The sequence below is a fragment of the Ktedonospora formicarum genome (assembly GCF_016587355.1).
Classification (GTDB): Bacteria; Chloroflexota; Ktedonobacteria; order Ktedonobacterales; family Ktedonobacteraceae; genus Ktedonobacter; species Ktedonobacter formicarum.
In genome coordinates this window covers 473,182-498,494 of sequence record NZ_BNJF01000004.1, presented here as the reverse complement: position 1 = coordinate 498,494, position 25,313 = coordinate 473,182, and the positions used below count along the sequence as shown (strand labels likewise).

Here is a 25,313-nt window from a genome sequence, read left to right as displayed (position 1 = left end):
TTTTTGGTCATTGCTGTTCTCGTTGGAGAGAGCACCGTTCTCCGAAATTTACCCAAACATGGACAGGCCACATTTCGTATTCGGTTCCTGCTTCACAGCAGAGAGCAAGCCTTTCGCTCGTCTTACCCCTGCTCCACAGGCGTCACTTCCCGCAGAACTTGCGGTACGCCGTGTTCATCAGGCCAACGCCGCTAAGTTCCTCGCGGCGTTGGCGTCTCGATCCTGCACGCTTCCACACTCCAGACAGACAAAGATCCGATCCGACAGGGTGAGCGCCTCATTGACCCAGCCACAACACGAACAGGTTTTTGAAGAGGGCTCCCAGCGCGAGGCCAGCAGCAGCTTTACTCCTGCCTGTTCGGCTTTGTAGAGGATCTGCCGCTTGAACTCGTACATGCCCACATCAGCAATGGCGCGAGCCAACCTGCAGTTCTTGAGCATGCCTGCAATGTGCAAATCCTCCAGGACAATCACACGCGGTCGCTCGGCATCGGGCTTGGTTCTCGCCACGATCTGAGCGGTTGCTTGGTGCAAGGCATCGTTTCGTACGTTGGCGATCCGGGCATGCATCCGTGAGAGGCGTTGCTTGGCTTTCTGCCGATTGCGTGATCCTTTGGCCTTACGGCTATGACGTCGCGAGAGGCGCTTCAACGCCGTGAGTTTCTTGCGTAGTGCCTTGGGATTCTCGAAGGTGCGTCCATCCGAGAGGGTTGCCAGGGTTTTCACGCCAAGATCAACCCCAATCACGTCGCCTGTGGCTGGCTGGAGTGTTTTCGCTTCCTCTGCTTGCTCATGCACACAGATCGAGACAAACCATCTGCCAGCTTGCTCACGGATGGTGGCACTGCTGATCTTGCCGCCCAGAGGGAAATAGCCGTGCTCTTTGAGTCGGAGCACCCCCAAACGAGGCAACTGGATCGCATCCGCAGACACCCGAATGCTCCCAGTGAAGCGGGCACCACCGATGGCTTTCTTGCGGCTTTTGAAGCGGGGATAGCCACATTTGCCTTTCCATGTGCCTGCTTTTTTGAGGCGGCACTTGCGAAAGAAGTGCTTGAAGGCGGCATCCAGGTCGCGCAATCCTTCTTGAAAGGCGCACTTGCTCACTGAATACATCCAAGGTTGAGAGGCCTTGAGGGCATTGATCTCGCGATGCAGATCGATGGCGGTGGGCGTTTTTTGCCCTGCCTTGTAGGCTTCCTGTTTGCGGCGAAGACCAAAGTTGTACGCCCAGCGAGCGGCTCCGGCATGTTTGCGGCAGAGCGTCTTTTGTGCATTATTGAGATCGAGTTCTCCCCGATACCCACGGACCATCTGTTGTTCTTCCCCTTCTGTGTCGGAAGTAGAACAAATATACCAGAAAAGCACGGCTTTGGCAAGGGCAATACATATCCTTATTTGTCTACATCTGTCTAAAGAATGCAAAACTGATTTTAGCCCTAGCTTCTCCTTGTGAATGATTTGTGAAACAAACCGACACTCCTGAGATTCTTTTGAGAGATGAGCACCTTACACTTCTTTTCATACGATTGATTATCAGGCGGACCTATTTCTGCTCTCTGAGCCAGGAGAAGGTGATGCTTTGATCGAAAGGAAGTTGGTACGATGGATGTTTTGGCCCTTTCTCGCTGGCAATTTGGTATCACGACGGTCTATCACTTTTTCTTTGTTCCTTTGACTCTGGGTCTCTCACTCCTGATTGCCGTCATGGAGACTGCCTATGTCATGAGTCACAATGAGATGTATAAACGGATGGCCCAATTTTGGGGTCGTCTCTTCCTGATCAACTTCGCGCTGGGTGTTGTCACAGGTCTTTTACAAGAGTTTCAATTCGGCATGAACTGGTCCGATTACTCGCGCTTTGTTGGTGATATTTTTGGAGCCCCATTGGCGATTGAAGCACTCCTCGCGTTCTTTCTGGAGTCCACCTTTATTGGCCTCTGGCATTTTGGTTGGGAACGTTTCTCTCCACGCCTGCATCTGATCTGCGCCTGGATGATTGTCATTGGTTCAAATATCTCTGCACTTTGGATTCTGATTGCGAACTCGTTTATGCAGGAACCAGTGGGCTATACACTTCATCACGGGCGGGCCGAGATGACGAATTTCTTCGCGCTCCTGACCAATCCGAATGTCCGTGTCCAATTCCCACATGTCTTCTTCAGTGGTGTCGTCACAGGCGCATTCTTTGTGCTAGGTATCAGCGCCTACCATTTATTAAGAAAAAAGAGCAACCATGAGTTCTTTCGCCGTTCTTTCTCGCTTGGGATGATCGCGGCACTCTTAGGAAGTTTCCTTGTTGCACTTGTTGGGCACACCCAGGCTCAACATATGGTACAGGTGCAACCTATGAAGATGGCTGCAGCGGAAGCGCTATGGAAGAGTGAAGATCCGGCGTCCTTTTCCATCTTCACCATCGGCAATGAGCAAGATCGCGATGATGTCTTTGCCATTCGTATCCCGGACCTGTTGAGTATTCTGGCCTATAATGAGGCTGGTGGTCAGGTTCAAGGGATCAATGATTTACAGGCTGTTTATGAGGCCAAGTATGGACCAGGCGATTATGTTCCCCCTGTCGCCATCACCTACTGGAGTTTCCGTGTGATGGTTGGTGCAGGAGTCGTTATGATTCTCCTCTCCCTGATCGCGCTACTTCTGGTGCTTCGCAAGCGCCTCTCCCATGCGCGCTGGTTTCTCTGGCTACTCTTGCCAGCAATGACACTTCCCTATCTTGCGAACAGTACAGGGTGGATCATGACCGAAATAGGACGTCAGCCATGGATTGTCTTTGGTCTGCTCAAAACCGCACAGGCAGTTTCACCTACTGTTACCGCACCTACAGTCCTCCTTTCCCTCGTTACATATACCCTGCTCTATGGTGCCCTTGCCATGGCAGATGGCTATCTGTTGTTGAAATACGCGCGTGTTGCTGATCCGATGCAGACAGAAACTGAGGATGAGCATGTCGATACAGGCGAAGCACTCTTGTTAGGAGAATACTAATCATGGACCTGAATACGCTCTGGTTTATCCTGATTACCATTTTGTTTACTGGCTTCTTCTTTCTTGAAGGATTTGACTTTGGGGTTGGCGTCTTACTCCCGTTTGTTGGCAAGAACGAAGCTGAGCGGCGTGTGATGATCCATGCCATCGGCCCCTTTTGGGATGGTAACGAAGTATGGATGATTACCGCGGGAGGTGCGATGTTTGCTGCCTTCCCGAATTGGTACGCGACCCTCTTCAGCGGGTTTTATCCAGCTCTGCTCCTCTTGCTGGTTGCATTGATTGTGCGTGGAGTCGCCATTGAGTTTCGTAATCGCGATACAAGGCCAGGTTGGCGCAGCTTCTGGGACTGGATGCTCTTTGCTGGTAGCCTCCTGCCGGGCTTCCTGTGGGGCGTCGCCATTACCAATATCATTGAGGGCGTGCCTATTGATGCACATATGAATTATGTAGGCGGTTTCTGGAATCTGCTGAATCCCTATGCGCTTGTTGGTGGATTAGCATTTGTTGGGCTGTTTGTCTTACATGGAGCGATCTTTCTGAGCCTACGTATTGAAGAGCCTTTTCAGCACAAAGCACATGAAGCAGCCAGACGGCTTTGGCTTCCAGCGACGCTGCTGGTCTTCGCGTTTGTCATCATAGGCTACTTTGAGACAGACGTATTTGTACGCCTAGGGATTGATCCAGGGGTAGCACCTCTGGGGGCAGGAGCTGCACTGCTTGCTAGTGGCTGGTTCGTGTATCATCGTCGAAGCGGTTGGGCTTTCTTTATGACTGGGCTGACCATTATCCTATCGACGCTGACCATCTTTCTGGGTCTCTTCCCACGGGTGATGATTTCTACCTTGAATCACGCCTGGGATCTGACCATTTATACCGCTTCTTCCAGTCCCTATACCCTGACAGTGATGAGTTGGATTGCGCTGACCATTGTGCCAATTGTTCTTGGGTATCAGATCTGGACATATTGGGTGTTTCGCAAACGTCTCAGTGTTTCACGCATGAGCACAAGTCAGGATACCCACAAAACAGTGTAGCGTAAACGTGTAGGTGATATTACTAGTATAAGCAAGATTTCAATGGGGGAAGTGAATAACCGGCTTAGCTTTTGCTTAGCTTTTGCTTAGCGCGCTTTGGGGTGGATGGAACAGGAAAATGGTGTGATCTTGCCCCTCAAATTCGGTATATTTGCTTCAGTTGAATACGAGTTTCTAGAAAGGGGAGAACCTTGTACCAAGATGCTGTTATGTCTTTGTGAGATCACGCAATTATGATGAGAGCTATCCGTGATTTATATGGTGTATTTCATAAGTAGAGACAGAATTGCAAGGCAAGAAGAATCCAATTTGGAAGAGAAGGGCAGGTATTCGTCATGAAGATGAATGAATTGCAATGCTCTATCGTGTCTGATCTGGTTCCGCGAGGACGGCACTGCGAATGGTGTGGGAAGCTAGCAGAACATCAATGGACGGTGATAGGGGGAAAACATCATAATCAGGGTGGGTACTTCTGCGCCCCCTGTGCTCAAGAATTCGCACAAATGGTTCATTGTGCTATCACTGATGCTTCACCGATCCAGATGTTTGTCCCTACTACATATATTCCTTCACCAGCATTTACTTAGTGGATCTTTGAGGTAAGGAAGGTATGAGATGACGCTCAATGATTGTTTACAGGTTTGTCTTCTTGCAGTTGAGAGTCGGCATCCTCATCAGAGCGTATATACCAACGAATCCATCGTTGGCTCGCTCAAGGTTAAGGAAGAGGGATGCGGTGTAGAAGAAATGATCGCATTCCTGGAACGGTTTGCACCATCATTGCTCATGGCAAAGGCTGCCTTGGTTTTGGATGCTCAGGAGTGTTCCATCTACCTTCCTGAATGCTCTGCGGTCAAGCCTGCTTTCCGTATCCTTCTCAAGAAACATACTCCGACTCTACGCACGCCTATTGATCAACCACGACCAACATTAATTGCTGTTGGATAGTGCAGAAGGTGTCCTAACCAATAAATTGTTTTGCGCAAAGTTGTCCAGGGCAATCTCTCAGCGAACAAGGTCTCACCGCTGTATTAGACACAGCGGTGAGACCTTGTTCGCTAGCTGGAGCACAGCGATCATAGGCTCCATATGGTGCTGAGTGCGCTTTAATCATGAAGCCCTACATGCATAGAGCAGGGGAACGCTGAATAACACGACGGAATTTCTCTACTTGACGAGGAGCAACCCTTTTGCCAATACGTACTAACAGAACATTTGTTGGCTCCATCATGATATTTGGTTCGGTTGTGTCAAATTCAATAAAGTCTTGTGTGGAGAAGAGGCGAGCAAGCATTTGCCGATAGCGGCGAGGAGTCGTGTTCAGCCCTTCGAAGTCCCAGTGCCAGGAAAGTCCAATCGCACATAAGAGCGTATCTTCCAACGTATCTAACTCCAGAGCAAAGGCGAGTAATTGCTGCGGGATGCCTAATCAGCCCCACGAGAGGAAACAGCGTTGAGCTTGCCTGACAAGGCAAGCTCAACGTCCATGTCACTATCTACTGCACATTATTGGAGATGGGGCAGAATCTGTATTTGATGCTCTTTATCAGCGCTCTTCACTGGGTGCGTGACCAGCACAGGACAGGTTGTCGCGCTCAGGACGTGTTCCGCGACGCTACCCATGATCATGTGGAGTAGACCGCTTCTTCCATGTGTTGCCATCGCGATCAGATCTGTTCCTCTATTTCCTGTCATCTCCTGTGCTTGCTTCGCATGGTGCACAATAGTCTCCGCGATTGCTGGGCTACTTACAACGGAAGTTGTGATACGCAAATTGCCTAAAGCAGAATTCTCTTTTCTCAAGCGCGTGGTGATAGAGAGCAGATAGGCTTCCGCATCTAGCATTGCACGGACCTGCATCGCTTTATCATCAAGGTGTGGAAAGTTTTGTGTGCTTCCCTCTATTGAAGGTGGGGCGACAATACGCAGAAGATGCAATTCTAAGGTTTCCAGAGCATCCAGGCTTGATGCAAATTGAAGAGCTGGCCCTAAAACGCTCTCTGCGAGCGCGGATCCATCGAGTGGTACGATAATTCGCCAGGGCTGAGCTTCCTTTATTTCTGGAATCATACCGTGGGCATTGAGCACCAGGACAGGTACAGGGCTGTGACGGACGAGCTGTTGAGACACACTTCTGACTATCCTGCGTGTTAACCCCGTATCACCATGACTGCACAGGATGATCATATCGGCCTGTTCCAAGCGGGTAGCGGACACGATGGTAGACGTTGTGGCTCCTATTTCTGTGTCCATTTCTACATGAAGACCTTCCAAATCATGTTTATACGTAGAGAGAATAGTTTCGAGATAATGATTCGAGTGAGCGAATTGCGTCTCCAAGGCGGTTGGATTCAGACCAATCACTGCCTCCGCTCCATACGAGTCATCACGTGTAGGCGCATGAATCACTCGCACAAACACAAGACCACTTCCTGCTGTGCGTGCTAAATGGGTTGCAAATGGAATGGCTTTTTCCGCGATGTCTGATCCATCGAGGGGAACAAGAATGTGGCGAAACATATGTCACCTCTTCCTCTGCTATATGTTCATTCTCTTATCAATCTTTTTGTTCTACGGTGGATTTTATTACTTTTAATATACATATCTTAAATCACAGCGCAGTAACGAATCACTAGCCCTATTTCACAAAACCTTCACAAGCTATTCTTCTCATGAGAAACAAGACAGGGCGTTCTGCACTTTTGCCAGAACGCTCTGTCTTGGTCCTTCCTATTTTGTTGTGTTGTCGCTCTATCATCTATCTCGCGATCATTTTTTAGAAAGTGTCAGGAGTGTGACTGAGAATAGCGAAACCTCGGATTGTACAAAGAACGCTGTTTCATTCAGCCCTGCTCGTTAGAGGTCATAGGGTTGACTCTCACAAAAGAATATCATCCTGTTTACTATCCGCTGGTTGTTACACTCCCTGAACAAAAGCATCACTCCTTTCAAGACTTCTTCCTTTTTCTTTCTCTCTCTAACATACTTCTTTTATCTTGCAATCTCATCACAAAAGGGATTTGATGCATCACGAGAATATCACAGAATCTGGTGACGACTCTTCACGCTTAAAGGTGGGGTTTCTCAAGATAGATAGAGAGTTATACCAGGGCTAATATCCTTGAGGAAGATGGCTGAGGAGCCCGCTCAGTTCGGGGATGTCATGTGTGGCGGGAATATGCTCTTGTGCTGGTGCATTGCTGCGAAAAATATACAACAAGTCCTTATCACATGTTTACTTGCACCCATTGGGGATGATGCTTCCAGGGAGGTGGTGTTGTGATCTTACTGTGAGACGAGGCCTAGTTTTTGTGAAGATGACGTGTGGGCTGTGTTCTATAGTTGAATGTAGTGAGTAGTATTCATAAGCCATCCACACATCTCATTTGCTAAACCGTTTACGGGCGTGATGATCGGTAAGAATAAAGATAAACAACATGCCTAGAAGTGCTGGAGATGTGTTGACTGAAAAGGGGCTATGGTATGATTTGCGGTACAGAGACGAAGATCGATCGGTTGTATCCATTTCATTTTGAGACAAGCGATCTCTTGCTTGACCAAGCAGTGTTCATTCCTCACCTTCATGAGATGTGCGGCATGTATGAAGAGCACGTTGCCATCATTGGCTCAGGACCAGTCGGGCTCAACGCGGCAAATATTCTTTCCCAATTGGGCTACCGCCATGTGACGCTTTTCGAGGCTCGTTCTGAAGTAGGAGGTATGTTGACTGTGGCAACTCCTTCATTTGGCTTCCCTTCAGAGGCAAGCAAACACTTGGTGGAGCTGCTGCTTCGGCCCGGTATTGAGGTTCGTTTGCGAGCGAAAGTTGCGAATGAGGACGCGTTTGAGGCGATTGTCGCGAGGTATGATGCTATCTTACTGGCCATTGGCGCGCAACACAGCCTCAGTGGCGGTATCCGTGGCGAGAACGCATTGAAAGGAATATTCTCCGCACACGATGTGCTGTGCGCGCAGGAACCTGTCTCCCCAAAGGCGCTCCAGGGCAATGTGACTATCCTCGGCGGGAGTCGAACGACCTTTGACGCTGCCTTTGTGGCTCTGGAGGCTGGGGCACGCACAGTTCGCATCTTCTTTCCAGGTTCCTTGTCGGATCTTCCTCTTCAGGTATGGGAACGCGTGTCCTCTTTACGAAAAGGAGCTCTCTATCTTCATCCTTTTACAATGCCAATCAGCTTTCTTGGGACTGAGGATATGTATGTATGTGGCGTGCGTTGTCGACAGATACGATGGGCTTCACCCCCACAAGAACGCCATCTCACCTTTGTTCCTGGATGTGGTTGTCTCTATCCTGCAGATGCCGTTGTGGTAGCAATTGATGAGATTCCCGACATGTCTTTCCTTCCTTCTACATTCATTACCTCGGGTTCCTATGGCCCAGAGCTTCAGCTTGTAGGCGCATATATGACCTTTCTGCCAAATGTTTTTGCCGCAGGCGATGTGGTGTCGAATATGACATCGCTACACGAAGCTCTTGTGCAGGGGAGAGAGGTCGCATATCGAATCCATACATACTTACGGCAACAAGCTGAAAGAGCAGGACTTCGCGCTCTTCATGGGACGGCGAGTGACGTGTAATGTTGTCGCAGTGGCACCGTCCTGGAAGCAGCGAAACGGACCATTGTCTTTCTTCGGTAGATGCGGCACGCTGATTGAGTGATGTCCCGTGTCGAGAAAGGAACACATCTATGTTTCATCATATTCTTGTCCCACTTGATGGCTCTGAACGCGCTGAAGAAGCACTTCCTCTAGCAGCCCAACTGGCTCGTTCGACAGGCGCATCTTTGCTTCTGCTGCGTGTCATCCCTTCAGAGCGTGTCTATATAAGTCTCTATCCCAGTGTTCCTGGCTATATGGCTGAACAAATTCGGCGATCCTTTCTTGAAGGTGCTCAGGCATATCTGGAACATATCGTTGCCAAGACACATCTGGAAGACATTCCCATAATGCTCGACGCGAAGATTGGTATTCCAGGAGAGGTGATTGTCCATGTGGCGCGAGAGCAGCTTATAGATCTCGTTGTTATGCGCAGTCACGGCTATACAAGAGTTGCACGTTTTTTCTTCGGCAGCGTGGCGCAGCATGTGGCTCGTCATAGCATTGTTCCAGTGCTTGTGATCCGTGATGGTGCATCTACTGTGATGCTACAAGCTGAGAGACAGGTGCCTGCTCCTCGTCTCGTCGTAACACTCGATGGGTCTTCTTTTGCTGAGGAGGCACTTGTACCAGCAACACAACTCGCTGTTGCTCTTGCGAGTCCTCAACAGGGGCGAGTGCATCTGCTCTGTGTCATTGGGCAAAGCATCCTCCATGATAAGGAGGATGCGGAGCGTCATGTTCAACATGACGCGCTCGCGCGAGCCAAGGCCGCAGCGTATCTTGCTTCTGTCGAAGAACGCTTCCGTACTGGTGATCTGGCGACCTATGCGCTTTCTGTTACCTCCTCATTTTCGACCTATCGGCGAGCAAATGAGATCTGGCAAAGGATTGTTGATATTGGTACGTCCCGAAAAGATGAATGTGGTCAGGCAGGAAATGACATTTTTGCCATGACGACCCATGGGCGAACTGGGCTGCAACGTTTGCACTATGGGAGTATTACCGAACACGTTCTCGATGCAGCACGATCTCCTCTACTCGTTGTTCATGCACATATTCCGGTTGCTTCAATGCATGGAGCGCAAGACCAAAGTAAGTCTAGAGGAGAAGTGCTCCAGCGTGCAGCTGTTCAGTGGGACCGAATACTACTTGCCTGATATTCCAGATGAAATGGAGAAGTTTCCCACAGAGGGCCAAAGGCCCTCTGTGGGAAGTATGATATGCTTGGTGGCATCGAGCTCCTGGAGAGAAAAGAGCTCTTGCGAAGGTGGATCGCAAGCTATCTCATAAAGGCATTAAACATGACTGAGTTATCATTTTCTTCTTGATGTAGTATCTCAATGAAGATGGGATGATGTCTATGGGGCTCATCCACGCTCTCATATACCTATCCCGACAATCTAGTGCGAAGCCATGAGCATTTGTATTCCCAGAGATTGCCCACCTTCCTCCACTATCCGATAGGAGCAGGTGTTTGTTGGGGCTGGGGCCTTTGATCAATGACTGCCCAAAGAGCGGGCTTATGACTATTGAGAAAGGTATGGAAAGCTGGCTTGGTTGCAGAATAATCAGAGAGATAAATGGATTTTACCTGGGCATCTACAACTAGAACCGCTCTTGCTTGGAGCAGAAATGATGCGGTCTGTTTCAGTATAGTGGCCCCTCCCTCTAGTTCTAAACGCAGGGCGTATTTCCAATCGATCCGCGTTCGGACGGCCTCAGCGGCTTGCCGATCTGAAAGTCCCTCCACAAATTGCAGCACCGTGACGAATGCTAGTCTCCACGGGGCTTTGGCTGGCTGTCCACGGCGCGGAAAGAATGAGGAAAAGGGATCATCGCAAAAGACGGCGCTCAGTTCGTCTCCCATCCAGATGCATAAGCCACCCTTTGGGCAGACTGTGCGTGCCAAGTGAGCCTTTGGTTCGGGGATCGAGGGCAATGGTTCAGGTTTGAGAGATACGCCTTTCCTCCTTTTACACTGCTCAAATACTTTCTTCCTGATTGATGGATCTCTTCAGTTTCTCACACGATTCTAGATTTCGCCAACAGTGGGTCATGCCTCCTGGCGCACCACCGCGCATGAAAAAGGGTAGACTACTAGCAGGGCGGGTAACGCCAAAGATCGGTTTGATACTCGTGCTGCGAGCCGGACCAACAGTGTGATCTAGGATGCCCCCAAGCACCACCGTCTGTCGCTCGCCGTCTCGGTGAAGCACGCAAGGGAGAATTTGTCTCGCTTGGGCATCCCGTCACCCGCCCATTTCTCTCTGGAGGTGATGCATGAATGTTGTGTATGAGAGATGCGCGGGGCTCGATGTCCACAAGAGAACGGTCGTTGTGTGCGCCAGCATTCTTGATTCATCAGGCCGGCGGTACAAGGAGCGGCAAACGTTCGGTACTATGATGCCAGACTTGCTTCGATGACGCCAATGGCTCAACGATCTGGAGGTGACGCATGTCGCCATGGAAAGTACGGCAAATTACTGGAAACCAATCTTCAATGTGCTGGAATGTGCTGGAAGGTCATCTAGAAGTGCTCGTGGTCAATGCTCAGCACTTGAAGACGGTGCCAGGACGAAAGACCGATCTCAAAGACGCAGAATGGATCGCCGATTTGCTACAATATGGGCTCCTCAACCCCAGTTTTATCCCTCCCGCACCCCAACGAGAGGTACGCGAACTGACCCGGTACCGCATGAGTCTCGACTCTCGGAACGCACGCGTCTGATCAACCGCTTGCAGAAGACGTTAGAAGAGGCTAACATCAAGCTCGCTTCGGTCGCCAGTGATGTTATGGGTAGATCGGCGCGCGATATGCTGGCCGCCTTGCTGGCTGGAGAAGCCGATCCAAGCGTCTTAGCCGAACTGGCACGGGGAAGAATGCGGACCAAACGCGAACTACTTGCACAAGCCCTGTGCGTGCAGCTCAAACCGCATCATTGCTTTCTGATCGGGGAGCAACTCACTGACATTGACATGCTTGATGAAGCCATCGAGCGCTTGAACACGGAAATTGCTGAGCACTTACGTCCGTACGAGCACCAGATTCAGCGACTCTCGACGATTCCAGGCATCAAGCGACGTCTGGCAGAAATCATCCTGGCCGAGATTGGATCGGATATGAGTCGTTTTCCTGATGCGCGGCACCTGGCTTCATGGGCAGGAATATGCCCGGGCAACAATGAGAGTGGGGGCAAACGTTTGAACGCAAAGACGCGCAAAGGCAGCCCCTGGCTCCGTTCTGCTCTGGTGGAGGCAGCTCATGCTGCCATCCACAGTAAGGATTCTTACCTCTCTGCCCAATATCAGCGACTGGTCGTTCGTCGAGGGGGCAAGAAGGCAACAATTGCCATTGGGCACACGCTCCTGGTGATAATCTATCACATCCTCTCAGAAGACGAGGACTATGAAGAATGAGGAGGCAATTACTTTGATGCATGGGACCGGCAAGCGGTCCAGAAGCGACTCGTTCGCCGGTGAGAGAAGCTCGGCTATGAGGTGAATTGAGAGCCAACTTCCCCAGTAGCTTCACTTGAACAAAGATACAAAGTCGAGCTCAAAGCAAGCCGACGACATGGCGTGCCAGTCGGCTCCAGGGATTTTGTGCTCTGCGTACCTTCTCTCAGAGGTTTCCTTTTTCAAGGGAGGATCTTGTCAAGTCCAAAAAAGTGTGCCAGCAAAGAGACACAACCTCCTTCCAACTGAGTGTTGGGAAAGGGAAGAGAAACCTGCTCGAAAGGAGCTCTTTCCTCCATCATACTGAGCCATATCGCGTTTTTACGGAGACCTCTTTTGACGTCCTGTGCGAAGCCGACCCTGCTCCTGTGCTTTGAGGACAAAGTAGACTGATGCGGGTAGACGGTAATCAAGCGCTTGGTGAAGACGATGATGATTGTAAGACTGGAAGTAGTTGCGCAATTGTAGTCTCGCTTCTTTGGGCGAGCCATAGTCATGCAGGTATGCTTCTTCATATTTCACCGTTCTCCACAGTTGCTCTGTAAAAATGTTATCCAATGCCCGCCCTTTTCCATCCATGCTGATTTGTACTCCTGCTGCCAAGAGCACCTGTTGGTACTGTGGGCTGGTAAAATGGCTCCCCTGGTCACTATTGCAAATCGTCGGGATCGCCTGCGCCAAAGCCCGTTCGAGCGCGATCAGGACAAAAGGTAACTCCAATGTCTGATCCACTTCCCAGCTCACCACGTAGCGAGAGTACCAGTCGATGATGGCCACCAAATACATCCAACTCGTTCTCAAGCGAATGTAGGTAATATCCAACCCCACATATGATTGGGATATTGACTGGTCGTATGACGCAAGAGGTAGGGAAAAATCTCCTCCTTTCGGGTGCGTTTCCAGAGATTGGGACCGGGACTGATGCCTTCGATCACCATCTCGCACATATGACGCTGAACCGCTTTCCGATTGACCAGCCAGCCATCCAGCCGTAACTGCTCTGTGATCTTGCGTGACCCATAGAACGGGCATTGCGTGTAGATCTCATCAATGCGGTGCTTCAATCGGACTTCTTCTCGCGAAGGCGGCTGTGGTTGGGAGTAGATCGTTGACCGATTCACGCTCAATACGTCCGCCTGCACCCGCACTGAAAGCTCTTCACTTTCTCGTTCGATCAAGCGTAACCGTTCATCTCGGCTCACGTGGAATGCCAGATTTTTTTTCAACCAGTTGCGTTGGGTTGTTAACCTCCCAATTTCTCCATACAGATCGTTGAGGCGCTCTTCATATTCGGCCCGCATGGCTGCTTTCCCGTCTTTTTCCTCAAAGAGGCCGGCCATTCCTTCCACCACGATTGCTTTCCATCGCCTCAGTTGCGTCGGATGCACCTCATATTCTGCGGCTATCTGGGCTATCGTTTTCTCCTCTTTCAATAACTCCTGGACCACTTGCGCTTTAAAGCTGGCGGTATGTTGTCTTTTGGTGTTCATGTTCTGATTATATCTTCCCCAGCCTCTTGTTTTGGTCTCGTTCTATAGGTCCATCATAATACCTCTCATCATGCTTTAATGTTGGGTGAGGATAATCAAGTTGAGTTTCTTTATCAAATAGACATGCTTAAATGTAATGAGGACTACGTACATATGACACTCGCTCACGTGCACCTTCTCGTGAATCACTTCCCAATTCTAGGTTCACTCTTTATAACGGCACTATTCATTATTGCTCTCGTTTTCCGTAGTACCTTGATGCAGAAGGTCTCACTCTGGTTCCTCGTTGTTATCGCGCTACTGGCAGCAGTAGCCTACGCGACAGGTGACAAGGCGGAGGCTGCTGTGCAAGGACTTCCAGGTATTTCTGAACAGATGATTCACCTGCATGCCAATGTGGCTCGCATAGGCCTGGGCTTGATGTTCATCACAGGTGTGATTGCTCTGGGAGGAGCAGTTTTCTACAGCAAACGCCCCAAGCTCCCGCGCCTCCTACTAATCTCAGTATTGATTGTACTGTTACTGAATACAGCTCTCTTCGCGTATATCGGCTTCCTGGGAGGACAAATCCATCACCAGGAAATTCGTTCCGCGATAGAACATGGTCTGGCGCTACGTAAGCTGTCTGAAGGGCTTAGTAGCGATTACTCTATGCATAAACTGTAGAGTTGTTCATTGGAAAGACATGAGCATTATGGCTTCTGTCATGTTTCCTCTCATCTGGTTCTTTCACATATGGCCCACCCGGTCATAGTCACCAAAGCCATGACAAGGTCCCCTAGGGAACAGGAGCCAAAGCCTTGGTAACTACGACCGGCGCGCCCAGGTGGGCATCGCCTTCCTGATGATCTGGCGCTTCTGGACCATGAAGAACATATAGATGAGCGCACCAGCCGATGGACGCGCCACCGATGAGCCACCTGTTGGGGAGATGATCATCGGCATGATCATACCAATAGACGAGTTGATGTGACCAATAATGTGTGTGAAGAGGGGTCAGTAGAAGAACATGGTGGACCACTCGGCCTGCTCCTTCGGCAGAGCCAGGTCTTCATTGTTCCCGGAAGACCCCAAAGAACGAGATAAACAGAGTGAAACCAGGAGGACATTTGGTTGGGTTAAATCTATCAGGAACTACATCAAGAGACAAGGTGTAGAAAACAGATGCTTGGCAAACGCTCTCTTCCGCTACCATTTCAACAGATAATACGATCGCGAATGGGGATTCGGACCGCCAAACGAACCTCGTAGCAGAAGGAGACGCAACTTGATAGACGTTGAGTATAGAGAATGGGTAGCCCAAAGTGCTTGTGAATCTCCGTACAAAAAACTTGCTGCACTTTTTTTACCCATAATGGTCAGTTGGTGTCTCAAACTATTCACAATACCATCCGTGTGAGATGATGCACATTATGAGTGTGCGTTGAAAATCGTTCATTTTCTTCATAAGAAATCCCTACTTCCTCTTCCAATTGTTGGCTTGTTTGTCTCAAATATTGTCTCTGTCTATGGAATATACCAGCCACATCATATCTGATAGATCTCTCAAATGAATAACAATGATTTAGCCATGAAGCCTCTATCTTCTGAAAAGAGTAAGGGCGTTTCTTTTGTTGCATTACTTTTTCTTGTCCTACAGTCTTCCAACATTGAAGGTGAAGATGCTCATTATTCCTAATACTATGGTGGGTGTAATGAGGCAACGATATGTGGATAATCTGCAGAGAAAGCAAACAGAAGAATAGTTGGAGAGCTACAATGGAAGGAGACGCCAGACGTACCATTGTCTGAGTTGCCTTTGCTTTGGGTGACTGCTAATGAGGGACACGGTTATGATGGATGCTGCTTTCTCCGACGTGGTCATAGTTGATCTTTCACATGTGCTGGCCGGCCCGTATTGCACCATGATTTTAGGTGATCTAGGGGCAACTGTTATTAAAGTGGAACGTCCAGAGACAGGAGACGATACGCGACGTTTTGCTCCTCCCTCTGTGGGAGGCGAAAGCGCGTATTACCTGGGATTAAACCGGAATAAGTTGAGTGTGATGCTTGACTTTAATGAACCAGAGGGGAAAGCGTGTCTGCTTGACCTTGTTTGCCAGGCAACAGTGCTTGTCGAGAATTTTCGCCCTGGTACGTTAGCGAAAAAGGGGCTGGGATATGAGGATTTGAAACAGATCAATCCTGGTTTGATCTATTGTTCAATTAGTGGGTATGGACAGGAAGGCCCCCGTTCCTGCGCACCTGGCTATGATCTGATCGCGCAAGCAGAGTCAGGACTCATGTCGATTACTGGGGAGGTGGAGGGACCCCCTGTGCAGGTTGGTAGCCCCATCACGGATAGCACGGCTGGCCTGTTCGCCTGCCTATCAATTATGGCAGCTCTACGTGTCCGTGATAAGACAGGTCAGGGGCAAGCAATTGATATTTCTCTTCAGGAGGCCGCACTCTCATTGCTTGAAAATGTTGCTGCCAGCTGTCTACTTACTGGTGAAGAAGCTAGGCGCTATGGCAATGCACATCCAACAATAGTACCCTATCAATCATTCGTCACTCGCGATGGGCACATTGTTGTTGCATGCGGAAATGATAAGCTCTACGCGCGCCTTTGCCGCCTTCTCCAGCAAGACGATTTAGCTCTAGACCCCCATTTCTCGACAAATGCACAGCGTGTTCGCAACCGCGATCTGTTACTCCCTCTGCTACAGGATCATTTTTCCCAGCGGGAGACTGCAGTGTGGCTCAACGATTTGCGGTGTGCTGGCATTCCATGTGCTCCTATACAAACGGTCAGTGAGGCCTTGCATGATCCACAAATCGAGTATCGGGATTTTATCTGGGAGTGTGATCATCCTACTGCTGGAAGCACACGCCTGTTGGGTTCACCACTGCGCCTCTCTGCGACGCCTCCGAGATTGTATAAAGTCCCTCCACTTTTGGGTGAAGATACCACTTTCCTCTCTCGCCTGCAGTCGAAGAAAGCGAGGGGAACGCCATGATCGTACGCGAGGTAATGACAACCGATCTTGTGACGGTGGAGCCCGATGACACGTTGAGTCATGCTGTTTATGTGCTTCGACAACACCAGTTCCATCATCTACCAGTGGTCATCAGAGGATACACAGAACACAAGCGATATTCCACGAAGACACGACCTGCTCTCATCTATAAAGGTCTTCTGACATCGGCTGAGATTGAAAAGGCAATAGCGCTTACGCGGCAGGAGGAACAGCAGCATCCTCTTGCCCGTCCCTGGCAAGAACAAAAAATCATTGAGATCCTCTCACCAACGCTCCTCACTATGGCACCAACAACCTCTCTCACTACCGCCGCACAATCGCTGGTCGAACGCGGGCTCAATTGCGCACCTGTTCTTGAACCAGGTCAGGGCGAATACGAGACTCAGGATCTCCTGGTGGGGCTCTTAACGCGAAGCGACCTTCTTCTGGCGCTGGCGCGTCTATTGGGTGCTTTTGAACCCGGCACCCAAGTAGATATCCCGCTGACCGAGCAGCATATGGCAACTCTGGCAAAGGCACTGCTCATTGCAGATGAGTTGCATATTGGAGTGCAAAACATACTGATCACTTCAACCTCGGTGCAGACCACCCGTTGCGCATCCTTACGCCTGTGCACGATCAACCCAGGCCCGTTTCTCTGCCGTCTGGCTCAGGAGGATATTCATCCCTTTGATGCGATCACAAGAGGAGGAGCATAAACGTATGGCACATCCACCAGACGACCACCACGCATATTTACTCTTTGAGCCAGACGAGTTGCAGTATGATTTCGGCCCTTACCATCCCATGCAATCGCAACGGTTACAAGCGTTCATCGAGTTACTAGAAACAAGCTGCCTCTGGGACCCCAAATGTCAGGGGAAGAAAATTGCAGCACGAGCAGCTTCTCTCGAAGAACTTCAACTCATTCATTCCCTTGCCTATATTGAGGCTGTGCAATATCTCAGCAAGCCAGCAACCGATGCACAAGGACAAGAGGGGCGTTGCCAACTAGCAGAGCGCTACGGGTTTGCTCATGGTGATACTCGAGTCTTTCCAGGAATGCATGAGGCTGCTGCCATGATCACCGGGGGAACATTGACCGCGCTACGTTCGGTGATGGGGCTGCCTCAAGAGGGGCAATTCACAGGAGAGAGGCCGCACCATGTATTTTACCCAGCTGGTGGTTGGCATCATGCGCAGGCCGACCACGCCTCGGGTTTTTGTGTTTATAATGATCTCGCTGTGGGACTCGCTCATATACTCCAGGCCTGTGAAGCCAAGATTGCGTATATCGATTTTGATGCGCACCATGGAGATGGCGTGCAAAACGCGTTTTATGACGAACCTCGTATCATGACCATTTCGCTGCATGAAACGGGACGCTACTTGTTCCCAGGGACAGGCGATGTCCTTGAAGTAGGACGTGGAAGTGGGTATGGCTATGCCGTCAATATTCCCCTGGAGCCATTCACGGACGATGATTCTTATATTGAGGTCATGAATATGGCCCTTGCCCCACTACTCGCGTCCTTTGCCCCTGATCTTCTGGTGAGTATGCATGGATGCGATACTCATGCCTGGGATCCCTTATCCCATTTGCAGTTAAGTATGCGTGGCCTGAGGGAACAAGCGCGACTCGCGCATCAATTGGCTCATACCTATTGTAGTGGCCGCTGGGTTGCTGTAGGAGGTGGAGGATATGACCTGTATCGTGTGGTGCCCAGAGCCTGGAGCATGCTCTGGGCAGAAATGTCTCAGCAACTCGTTCCGCCACTTCTTCCTGATGTGTGGGTCAGGCGCTGGCAAACTGTCTGGGAAGCCAGTCGATACCAGGAGAGCGCGTCCGCTTCAGAGGAAGCGAAGAGAAATGCGCAGTTTCCGATCACCTTTGATGATGCTCCTGACAGCATACCCACTCTACCGCAAAGCGATGTAATGTATGTCTGTAATCGGGACACGGTTGCGCTGGTACGGCGCTTGCTGCTTCCTTCAGCCATTCGCCAAGCGTTTCCCCTCTCATCGTATCGTGCCTCGACGCCACTCACAAGTCTATTTGACCTCCTGCATCCCAATGGGCACGATGTTCCATCGCGGTTTCACATGCTGGAGACCGCAAGAGGAACCGTTTTCCTCCGCGATTTCTGCCCGGCCTCCCTGGTGGAACGTCTCCATGTCGAGCAGGGGTTGCACGCTTTTGCTCGTCTTCCCGAGCGTGAACATGACCTCCTCCTATCAATCGCGAGGAATCCCGATTGTACACTCACGCTCGCCCATACCTCAGCAGGTGAAATCATCGGACAGGTAACCATCGCGCCGCTTGATGAATGGTGGGAGGAAGTGGAGAATGCATATGAAATTGCAATCGAGGTGAGTTCACACTGGCGAGGGTTGGGGATTGCTCGGGAGTTACTGGCCTTTACCCTGGACATGGAGACTCTAGAAGAGATGCTTCTGTGTGCTCTCGGTCTTTCCTGGCATTGGGATCTCGAAGGGCTGAGGATGTCGCCTCATCGCTATCGTTTGATGCTGACCCATCTCTTTGCGACGCAGCAGTTTGTGGAATATGAAACGACAGAGCCAGATATTGCCATGGAACCAGCAAATGTCCTGTTGGTCCGTGTAGGGAAGCATGTCGATGCTCGGAGTCGAGAGCGATTTCTCCATGTGCTTTTGCGTACGTCACTCCTAAAGAGGCAATAACTTATTTGTCATAAGGGCAAAGAATTCGTGACTTTCTTGTGAGGTGATCAGCCATGATTGAGAGTGCGTTGTGAGGTCGGTGTGTTAGAGTTCTCTATAAGGGAGGCCTGAGAGTCCTTAATGAGGAGCAAAAAGAGGTGTGTATGAAGACCGCCAAGAGAAACCTGACAGCCTCACACACAGGTATGTTGTTTCGGGAAGCCACAATCTCAGAACAACTCAACTTTCTTCTGCGCTATGCAGTGCTGGCTCCCTCCGAATACAATAGCCAGCCCTGGCTGTTTCAGGTGTACAATCAGACCATCGATGTCTATGCTGATTACTCCAGAAGATTGCCTACTGTCGACCCAGAGGGGCGCGAAGTGCTGATTAGTTGTGGAGCAGTGTGTGTCAATCTCCGCCTGGCTCTGCACCATTTTGGCCATCAGGAAATGATCGACTTTTTCCCTGATCCTGCAGTCATGAATCTGATCGCTAGGATCACAATCGCTGCTCGCAGGGAAAGAGCAGAGGAAGATCAACGACTCTTTCATGCCATCTCCCAGCGGCACACGAATCGTGAAGCCTTCTCTCCACAAGCAGTTCCCTCCTCACTTCTCGAAATCCTGAAAAAAGAAGCAGGGCACGAAGGAGCCTGGTTATATGTGGTAAGTGAAGAAGACGAGAGGCAATATCTCATCGATCTCATTGTAGAAGGGAGCCGCAAGCAATGGGCGAATATGGCATTTCGCTCAGAACTCGCGCATTGGGTTCGTGCAAAGCCGGCTCCTGACGGCATACCAGCCTTTGCGCATCCGCGTGGAAGTAGCCATCCTTTCCTGGCTAGAACGATCGATTTTGGTTGGTTTGAAGAGCGCAGAATACAGCAACAATTGCAGCCACCTTCGACCGCCCTAGCGATCCTTGGCACCTTTGGAGACTCTTCCTCGGATTGGCTCCTTGCGGGTCATGCCCTCGAGCGGGTGCTGCTGACGGCGGCTGCAGATGGTGTGCAGGCGTCGTTTTTCAATCAGCCAATCGAGGTTCCAGAGATGTGTCCGCGTTTGTCGGCTTTGCTGGATCGCTTCTCCTTCCCCCAGATGATTCTCCGACTGGGATATGGTCCGTCAGTGATGTCGGTGCCACGCCGCTCCTCCGAAGAGATGGTAGTGCCCAAGCATGGGTGAAGGCGCTTCTCCCTTTTTTACCTTGAGGAGAGAGCAAGTGTTTTAGTGATGGGGTTAGGTGTGCTCCCTCGAAATGGTGTCCTTCTCGTGCGTCTCTATGAAAGCACGAAAAGCTATATGCATGAAGGCCCAGATTCACGACGAAGGGATTTTTGACTTCTGATGCATACAGAGACATATAGAGCACAAGCGTCAGCAAATATATAACTATGTTTGCTGACGTGAATTTGTCATGAGGGGCTCATAATTGAAAAAGAAGGATAGATAGCCTTGATGAGTTGAACTTTCGAGCCTTGCTTCCCAAGATGGAGCAAATATGCTTAGAAAATCGCGTCGTATCGTTGAAGCATACCTACAAGGGAACGAAACGTCTCTTGTAGAGGAGGTGTCGTTGGGAGAACTATGTGGGTAATATGAGGTTCAGAAGCGGGCTCAAAGGGTTCCCAGCGAATGGCTTGCTGATCATAGAGATCTGGGCGACCATCGGAGGCGCTCGACGCCTTAGAGTGCTGCTCTTCATGGAAACGTCTGCTCCACCGATGGGAGAGGCGCTCAATCGCGAGTTCGCGTGGGCACACACACTCAATGAAAATAACGTTCGCTCTTGATGGGATAGCCGTATATGCGGCCATTTGTCGGTTCGCCCGACATGAAAAGGTGGCATCAAGAATGACAGACTGCCATAGGCGTCAAGTTAAGCCCCAATACACCCCATCAAGAAGCTGATGGGAGGTGCTGGGGCGCGTGGTTCGCGCAGGGATAGTAGCGTTTGTGGCCAGGGCTTCGTGAATGAGTGCCAGGACCTGATCCAAAGGGAGACGCCCTCGAAGACCTTGGAGTAAGAGAGGAACCTGGTCTCGAAGCAGATCAGCCGACAACATCCAACTGCGATGAGGATCGTCCCAACAACTTTCCAGCAGGATCCAATGTTGTACGAGCATTGCCAGAAGTTTCGCATAGAATTCACAGAGGATGTGTGTGGGATCGGTGCTGGTCCATTGGTCCACATAGCCATGACTTTTCCAGAGTTTGAAGAGGAGCTCCACCTGCCATCGCGCTCGATAGAGCAGTAACACTTCTTGTGCTTCAAGCTGCGACGTGGCAATATTGGTGACGATCAGATTCCAGCCTGCCAATGCCAGGGCTTGCGCCGAGGGAACGTGCCCCTTTTTCCTCGCCTTTTCCCGCAAATGCGCTCGCCGTTGTTCTGCCACCTCTGGAGAAACAGGCAGGGCCAGTAAACGGGCAGGTAGCCACAAAGCAGGGATGGAGCCCAGGCGAATGGAGAGATCAATGACGTTTCCCGTTTGCTGGTGCAGATAGGCAGCCAGAGGCAACCGCTGGCCAGAGAGCGTTGAAACCGCCAGATTCCCGTGGGGACGAATGACAAAAAAGATGCCCTGCTGAGAGAACTGACGCAGTTCCTTTAAACTGTAATACCCGGCATCGGCGACCCAAACGCTTCCGATGGGCAAGCGCAGGGCATGCACAGCATTGTGGGTTTCATGGCTTGTGCCATCTTGGAGATATGGCCCTTGGAGCTGACCAGAGCGCAGATCCCAGCGGATCCCCACTTTGACCGAAGACGCCGAACTCTTTCCTCCACATCCTTTCCAGAGAAAGGCGAGCACATCCGGTAATTGGATGCTGGAGGCGTCTTCTCAAACCACAGCGGGAAAACGAGCCAACACGCCTTGGGCAAGAGGACAAGCGAGCACCAATGTGGACACGCCCCTTTCCAACACCGAGCGAAGCCAGTGTGCGGTTTTCCAGCACAAGCGTTCTGCAATGGCTTGTTTGCTGACCTTGACTCCCACGGTGTGGGCAAATCGCCCTAGTTGGCTTGGTCCGGCGAGTGGATGCTCAAGCCAGCCCAACACGAGGACGAGCAGGAGACTGGTGGCGGAAAAACAGCGATGTCGCTGAATGACTTCTTGTTCTTTCGCCAAGCGTGCTGCTTCTTCAAAAAAGAGGCTCCGGAGCACTTGACTCAATTGTGTTCTACTTTCCATTGGAAAAAGCTCCTGTGAATGATGAGTGTTTCGCAACCTTCATCTTCTCACAGGAGCTTTTGTTTGTCAGCCTCTTCCTTATTGATAGCTTAACTTGACGCCTATGCGTTTTTCTAGTCCATAGTGGGCTATAGATCCCCTCCTCGAAAGGACCCGCTGGATGGCTATCAAAGGGAAGCTGAAGAAGCTGTTTGCGAATAGCATCTGAGGAAAACAAAGGGCAGCAGAACTGCTGCTGTAATGCGTGTGCAAGAGTGCTCTTTCCCGTTCCCATCAGGCCTCCAACGAGCAGGAGAAGAGGATGTGGGGAAATTTTGGCATCGTGAACGATAGATTCCAGAGGATTGGAGGTGCCGTGCAAGGAGCTTTCTCTTCCTCTCTGACCCTTGGGAACTGGGGATGGGCGAGCAAGCATAGAAGTCCATTTCAGCGCCATATCCCACCGCCCATGACGAGCACTATGCTGCTGATAAGAAGTTTGCCTGAACGAATGAGCTTGTATCCCATGACAGGTCAAAAGTATTGTATCCCATGCTCTTCCATCAGGCATCATACATTGGCCGCTTTCTTTCAGCCAGTTCCTTGTATTGCCACGATGGAGTCGCATGCTAAGCACATTTATATCATTATTGCTTTTTAACTTTATTTGTTCTGCTCCCATTGGCCTTTGTATTTTCTGTTGAGGATTGGCAACATTCATCTGTATGGGCAGGCATTTTTCCTCGGTAATGAATCCAATAAGCGGGTAATTTCTCAGAGACGTCTGCGAGATAAATGGCACTTTGTTGGGCATCGATCACTAAAAGAGCCTGCTTGTCTAAGAAGGCTGGCGCCTTCTGTTGAAGCCAGGTGATCACTTCAGAGGTGGTCTGACAATGTGAGCAAAAGGCGACGTCGCCGAGGATAGGATGATTACTCTTCAACAGATGTTTGGGTTGCCAACTCGCTAGCGCGTAGAGGCATACTTGGAGTGTGTCATGCAGGTGCATTTCATTCCCTTCTACCGATAGGATTTCCCCGATTCGTATCGAGATGACTTTGGGCTTGCCATACAATGATGGGATCCGAATGGTTGCTCACTGTATTGCAGATGAAGAGCTCCCTGATATACTTATCTCTGCCAAGCATGGGACGGGTGACCAGCTCAATAGAGCGAGGCTGAATCTCTCGTGATGACGTCTGGAAAAGACTGTATTTGTTGAGAGAACGCTAAAGTCTAAGAGGACGATAATATTATCGTATCCTAACGAGCAAGTCAACTATTGTGCTGAAAAACGTTGTTTACACTGAAACGCCGTTGTCTGTCTCGAGTGATGACCCTTACGATATGGAGACTCGTTGCCATGATTTATGAGTGAAGGAGCGGATAATGCTAGTGTTGAGCCTTTCATTCTATGTAGATGCGAGAGGCTTTTACGCTCTGGCTCGCCCTTTTGCTGAAATCGACCAAATCATGCGTTGCGAGTTCTGTTGTCTAGCAAACGATGTCAGCAAATTTGACAACACGGACTAGGAGTAACTATCCTTGTTCCCCGCGAGCGAGACGGACCACGACGAGAAGCACATGCTCTGCAGATGGTGAACTATCCAGTGGCACAAGAATGGTCTGCAACAGCTCTTCTCCCTTCTTCTCTTGTGTAAACCTGCTTTTTTTGCAGCCCCACTAGGATGCGCTTGTTACGTTTGGATGAGGCCATTCGCCCAGGAGATCGATATTGAGTGCCAGATCGATCCCGCATTGCGTGAGAACCTGTTGATGCGCAGTAATGATTAGGCTAAGTAGGTCATCAGCGCTGGCGCCTCCAAGATTTGTGAGGTAATTGGCGTTCCGTTCTGTCATCTGTGCCTGTCCATACACCTGACCTCGTAATCCTACCTGTTCAAGCAATTCCCTGGCGGATGTTTTCGGGGGGTCTTTGAAGATTGGCCCTGTGTGTGGAAGGTCAGGTTCATGCTGGCGACGCTCATAAAGATAGCGATCGCTTTGGGCTAGAAGTTGTTGCGGATTGCCAGCGTGAAGGCGGAATCCCAGAAGCAGAACTATTTCCGCTGGCTCGATCAGGTGATGTGGGGGAATCACCACGTGCCCCCGTGATCGATACAAGCGGAGCGTTCGACGCGGAAACGGCTATGTCGGTAGCTCAGGTCAAGCTCATCTCGACTGTAGCGGCGCTTGATCGCTGGGGCAAATTGCTCTTCTGGTTCTATATTACAACCTCTTGCGTCTAGCACTTCAATCCACTCGAGAATCTGGCTCAGGCTCTGGTTGTGCGCCCCGGCATTACTGATAATGCCAGCCCCAAGTGTGCCAGGGATGCCAATGCCAAACTCCAATCCACTCCACCCTTGTGCCAGTGATTCGTCAAGAAGTTGAGGCCAGCGTGCTCCTGCTTCCACAGTGAAGAGGGCAGTGGTTGGTGTTTGTCTGTCAATTTGATATGAATGGAAATCGATGCGAGCAACGATACCTCGCACCCCTGCGTCGGCGAAGAGGACATTTCTCCCTCCGCCTACCAGGAGAAGTGGCCAATGATGTTGCGCGCAGAGATTGACGAGATCGATCAATTCCCGTTGCCTCTCCAATGTCACCCACATATCAGCAGGTCCTCCTACACCAAAGGCGCAGTGCGCTGTCAATGGCTCGTTGAGACGCAGTCGCTCTTGAAAATGTGGACGTAGTATGGCGTAAGCCTGTTGTAGATCAAAACTCATGATGATGACCTCCCGCTTTCAGAATACAATGAAAGAGAGGCGATGATCCGCTGCTCTCCCATTTCAAGTGTGCTCGATGAAACAAACTCTTTCTTGCAGCATAGAAACACATGCGTAT

General features: G+C 50.4%; 20 protein-coding genes and 2 pseudogenes. 11 read left to right on the top strand and 11 right to left on the bottom strand.

The features are described 5' to 3' along the window. Positions 1 to 177: 177 nt before the first annotated feature. Positions 178 to 1,314: an RNA-guided endonuclease InsQ/TnpB family protein gene (locus K3T82_RS33840; protein ID WP_220197926.1), complete on the bottom strand. Its 1,137-nt coding sequence runs from the start codon at positions 1,312 to 1,314 to the stop codon at positions 178 to 180. A gap of 291 nt (positions 1,315 to 1,605) precedes the next feature. Here K3T82_RS33840 and K3T82_RS33835 point away from each other — a divergent pair, with 291 nt between their 5' ends. The 3 genes from K3T82_RS33835 (at position 1,606) to K3T82_RS33825 (ending at position 4,988) form a co-directional block, all read left to right on the top strand. After that, a complete protein-coding gene (locus K3T82_RS33835; RefSeq protein WP_220197925.1) occupies positions 1,606 to 3,003 on the top strand; it encodes a cytochrome ubiquinol oxidase subunit I in 1,398 nt (465 codons plus the stop codon). Positions 3,004 to 3,005: 2 nt separating this feature from the next. Next, on the top strand, positions 3,006 to 4,040 hold the full coding sequence (gene cydB / locus K3T82_RS33830) for a cytochrome d ubiquinol oxidase subunit II (RefSeq protein ID WP_220197924.1): 1,035 nt from the start codon (positions 3,006 to 3,008) through the stop codon (positions 4,038 to 4,040). Positions 4,041 to 4,655: 615 nt separating this feature from the next. Then, entirely contained in the window at positions 4,656 to 4,988 is a 333-nt protein-coding gene (locus tag K3T82_RS33825; protein WP_220197923.1) for a hypothetical protein, read from the top strand. A 172-nt stretch (positions 4,989 to 5,160) separates the two neighbouring features. On the opposite strand, the gene K3T82_RS33820 is transcribed toward K3T82_RS33825, so the two are convergent. Together K3T82_RS33820 and K3T82_RS33815 are read right to left on the bottom strand one after the other, a co-directional pair. After that, positions 5,161 to 5,421, bottom strand: a complete 261-nt coding sequence (locus K3T82_RS33820) for a hypothetical protein (protein WP_220197922.1) — start codon at positions 5,419 to 5,421, stop codon at positions 5,161 to 5,163. Between the two features lie 125 nt (positions 5,422 to 5,546). After that, entirely contained in the window at positions 5,547 to 6,560 is a 1,014-nt protein-coding gene (locus K3T82_RS33815; RefSeq protein ID WP_220197921.1) for a universal stress protein, read from the bottom strand. A 963-nt stretch (positions 6,561 to 7,523) separates the two neighbouring features. Here K3T82_RS33815 and K3T82_RS33810 point away from each other — a divergent pair. Continuing rightward, positions 7,524 to 8,636: an FAD-dependent oxidoreductase gene (locus K3T82_RS33810; RefSeq protein WP_220197920.1), complete on the top strand. Its 1,113-nt coding sequence runs from the start codon at positions 7,524 to 7,526 to the stop codon at positions 8,634 to 8,636. Between the two features lie 110 nt (positions 8,637 to 8,746). After that, positions 8,747 to 9,814, top strand: a complete 1,068-nt coding sequence (locus K3T82_RS33805; RefSeq protein ID WP_220197919.1) for a universal stress protein — start codon at positions 8,747 to 8,749, stop codon at positions 9,812 to 9,814. A gap of 512 nt (positions 9,815 to 10,326) precedes the next feature. Here K3T82_RS33805 and K3T82_RS50325 read toward each other — a convergent pair. Next, positions 10,327 to 10,524, bottom strand: a pseudogene (locus K3T82_RS50325) (transposase); the annotation flags it as partial. A gap of 413 nt (positions 10,525 to 10,937) precedes the next feature. On the opposite strand from K3T82_RS50325, the pseudogene K3T82_RS50320 reads away from it, so the two are divergent. Continuing rightward, positions 10,938 to 12,137 (top strand): annotated as a pseudogene (locus K3T82_RS50320) (IS110 family RNA-guided transposase). 297 nt (positions 12,138 to 12,434) lie between these two features. On the opposite strand, the gene K3T82_RS50315 reads toward K3T82_RS50320, so the two are convergent. Then, positions 12,435 to 13,603 (bottom strand): IS3 family transposase gene (locus K3T82_RS50315; protein WP_420799369.1). Its coding sequence is split into 2 segments (ribosomal slippage): positions 12,435 to 12,934 and positions 12,934 to 13,603, totalling 1,170 coding nucleotides; the frame shifts between segments, so codons are not numbered across the junction. Between the two features lie 153 nt (positions 13,604 to 13,756). Between K3T82_RS50315 and K3T82_RS33775 the strand changes: the two genes are divergently transcribed. Then, positions 13,757 to 14,269, top strand: coding sequence for a hypothetical protein (locus K3T82_RS33775; RefSeq protein ID WP_220197913.1), 513 nt, complete (start codon positions 13,757 to 13,759; stop codon positions 14,267 to 14,269). A gap of 112 nt (positions 14,270 to 14,381) precedes the next feature. Here the strand turns inward: K3T82_RS33775 and K3T82_RS33770 are convergent, their stop codons facing one another. Continuing rightward, the gene (locus K3T82_RS33770; protein WP_220197912.1) at positions 14,382 to 14,624 is read right to left on the bottom strand and encodes a hypothetical protein; all 243 of its coding nucleotides are present in this window, start codon (positions 14,622 to 14,624) and stop codon (positions 14,382 to 14,384) included. Between the two features lie 811 nt (positions 14,625 to 15,435). On the opposite strand from K3T82_RS33770, the gene K3T82_RS33765 reads away from it, so the two are divergent. The 4 genes from K3T82_RS33765 to K3T82_RS33750 all read left to right on the top strand — a co-directional run bounded on the left by K3T82_RS33765 (position 15,436) and on the right by K3T82_RS33750 (position 20,471). Further along, the gene (locus tag K3T82_RS33765; RefSeq protein ID WP_220197911.1) at positions 15,436 to 16,602 is read left to right on the top strand and encodes a CaiB/BaiF CoA transferase family protein; all 1,167 of its coding nucleotides are present in this window, start codon (positions 15,436 to 15,438) and stop codon (positions 16,600 to 16,602) included. Continuing rightward, a complete protein-coding gene (locus K3T82_RS33760; RefSeq protein ID WP_220197910.1) occupies positions 16,599 to 17,321 on the top strand; it encodes a CBS domain-containing protein in 723 nt (240 codons plus the stop codon). Before K3T82_RS33765 ends, K3T82_RS33760 begins: the two co-directional genes overlap by 4 nt. A 4-nt stretch (positions 17,322 to 17,325) precedes the next feature. Beyond that, entirely contained in the window at positions 17,326 to 19,305 is a 1,980-nt protein-coding gene (locus tag K3T82_RS33755; protein WP_220197909.1) for a GNAT family N-acetyltransferase, read from the top strand. Between the two features lie 143 nt (positions 19,306 to 19,448). Then, the gene (locus tag K3T82_RS33750; RefSeq protein WP_220197908.1) at positions 19,449 to 20,471 is read left to right on the top strand and encodes an Acg family FMN-binding oxidoreductase; all 1,023 of its coding nucleotides are present in this window, start codon (positions 19,449 to 19,451) and stop codon (positions 20,469 to 20,471) included. Positions 20,472 to 20,791: 320 nt separating this feature from the next. On the opposite strand, the gene K3T82_RS33745 is transcribed toward K3T82_RS33750, so the two are convergent. The 5 genes from K3T82_RS33745 to K3T82_RS33725 form a co-directional block, all read right to left on the bottom strand. Beyond that, positions 20,792 to 21,103 (bottom strand): P-loop nucleotide/nucleoside kinase family protein, encoded by a 312-nt coding sequence (locus K3T82_RS33745; RefSeq protein ID WP_220197907.1) that lies wholly within the window; start codon positions 21,101 to 21,103, stop codon positions 20,792 to 20,794. 57 nt (positions 21,104 to 21,160) lie between these two features. Next, on the bottom strand, positions 21,161 to 22,117 hold the full coding sequence (locus K3T82_RS33740; RefSeq protein ID WP_268886710.1) for an IS4 family transposase: 957 nt from the start codon (positions 22,115 to 22,117) through the stop codon (positions 21,161 to 21,163). Between the two features lie 15 nt (positions 22,118 to 22,132). Then, positions 22,133 to 22,483, bottom strand: coding sequence for a hypothetical protein (locus K3T82_RS33735; RefSeq protein WP_220197905.1), 351 nt, complete (start codon positions 22,481 to 22,483; stop codon positions 22,133 to 22,135). Positions 22,484 to 24,146: 1,663 nt separating this feature from the next. Beyond that, positions 24,147 to 24,563 carry a hypothetical protein gene (locus K3T82_RS33730; protein ID WP_220197904.1) on the bottom strand — a complete coding sequence of 139 codons (417 nt, stop codon included), beginning with the start codon at positions 24,561 to 24,563 and terminating at the stop codon, positions 24,147 to 24,149. After that, on the bottom strand, positions 24,560 to 25,195 hold the full coding sequence (locus tag K3T82_RS33725; protein WP_220197903.1) for an FAD-binding protein: 636 nt from the start codon (positions 25,193 to 25,195) through the stop codon (positions 24,560 to 24,562). The genes K3T82_RS33730 and K3T82_RS33725 overlap by 4 nt, the downstream gene beginning before the upstream one ends. Positions 25,196 to 25,313 lie beyond the last annotated feature (118 nt).

Excerpts from the sequence above, each read along its gene's own strand:
- K3T82_RS33840 (WP_220197926.1), bottom strand. The coding sequence starts at position 1,314 with ATGGTCCGTGGGTATCGGGGAGAACTCGATCTCAATAATGCACAAAAG.
- K3T82_RS33835 (WP_220197925.1), top strand. The coding sequence starts at position 1,606 with ATGGATGTTTTGGCCCTTTCTCGCTGGCAATTTGGTATCACGACGGTC.
- cydB (WP_220197924.1), top strand. The coding sequence starts at position 3,006 with ATGGACCTGAATACGCTCTGGTTTATCCTGATTACCATTTTGTTTACT.
- K3T82_RS33825 (WP_220197923.1), top strand. The coding sequence starts at position 4,656 with ATGACGCTCAATGATTGTTTACAGGTTTGTCTTCTTGCAGTTGAGAGT.
- K3T82_RS33815 (WP_220197921.1), bottom strand. The coding sequence starts at position 6,560 with ATGTTTCGCCACATTCTTGTTCCCCTCGATGGATCAGACATCGCGGAA.
- K3T82_RS33810 (WP_220197920.1), top strand. The coding sequence starts at position 7,524 with ATGATTTGCGGTACAGAGACGAAGATCGATCGGTTGTATCCATTTCAT.
- K3T82_RS33805 (WP_220197919.1), top strand. The coding sequence starts at position 8,747 with ATGTTTCATCATATTCTTGTCCCACTTGATGGCTCTGAACGCGCTGAA.
- K3T82_RS33775 (WP_220197913.1), top strand. The coding sequence starts at position 13,757 with ATGACACTCGCTCACGTGCACCTTCTCGTGAATCACTTCCCAATTCTA.
- K3T82_RS33765 (WP_220197911.1), top strand. The coding sequence starts at position 15,436 with ATGATGGATGCTGCTTTCTCCGACGTGGTCATAGTTGATCTTTCACAT.
- K3T82_RS33760 (WP_220197910.1), top strand. The coding sequence starts at position 16,599 with ATGATCGTACGCGAGGTAATGACAACCGATCTTGTGACGGTGGAGCCC.
- K3T82_RS33755 (WP_220197909.1), top strand. The coding sequence starts at position 17,326 with ATGGCACATCCACCAGACGACCACCACGCATATTTACTCTTTGAGCCA.
- K3T82_RS33750 (WP_220197908.1), top strand. The coding sequence starts at position 19,449 with ATGAAGACCGCCAAGAGAAACCTGACAGCCTCACACACAGGTATGTTG.
- K3T82_RS33745 (WP_220197907.1), bottom strand. The coding sequence starts at position 21,103 with ATGGCCGCATATACGGCTATCCCATCAAGAGCGAACGTTATTTTCATT.
- K3T82_RS33735 (WP_220197905.1), bottom strand. The coding sequence starts at position 22,483 with ATGGAAAGTAGAACACAATTGAGTCAAGTGCTCCGGAGCCTCTTTTTT.
- K3T82_RS33725 (WP_220197903.1), bottom strand. The coding sequence starts at position 25,195 with ATGAGTTTTGATCTACAACAGGCTTACGCCATACTACGTCCACATTTT.